The organism is Streptomyces lancefieldiae, assembly GCF_031845825.1.
GTDB lineage: Bacteria > Actinomycetota > Actinomycetes > Streptomycetales > Streptomycetaceae > Streptomyces > Streptomyces lancefieldiae.
In genome coordinates this window covers 1-426 of record NZ_JAVRFH010000361.1, presented here as the reverse complement: position 1 = coordinate 426, position 426 = coordinate 1, and the positions used below count along the sequence as shown (strand labels likewise).

The 426-nt window shown below is 70.4% G+C and carries 1 pseudogene; it reads right to left on the bottom strand.

Going from position 1 to position 426, the window contains the following annotated elements:
- A pseudogene (locus tag RM812_RS42515) lies at nucleotides 1–426 on the bottom strand (tyrosine-type recombinase/integrase); the annotation flags it as partial.

Genomic DNA, 426 nt, shown 5'->3' with positions numbered 1-426 from the left:
CGGCCGAAGGTCTTGCAGCCGGATCCGGTGGCCACCGCCGGCACTGAGCCGGTGCACCACGTGTGGGCGGGACGGGTCGGCAATAACCAGGGGTCGGCGGATGTGCTGGTAGCGGCCGGCTGCCCGGGCCTGTTCGACCACCTCGACCCGGTCCCACTCCACGTAGGCGATCACCTCCTGGACGATGCTGTGCGGGACGTAGACCCACCGGGCGGAGAAGTTCTTCGCGATCACCCCAGGCAGCCAGAACCGCTGGTATCCGCCCAGGGCAGTGCTGGTGGGGACTTCGTGGACGGTGATGCTGGCCTGCTCGGTCAGCCGCAGCCCCGTGCGGACCATGAGGTCGCTGAACGTCGCGTTGCGGGCCGCCCACCGGCCGCGGAACCGGTCCGACGGCAGTCCGTCCGTGCCGTAGCCGCGAAGTCC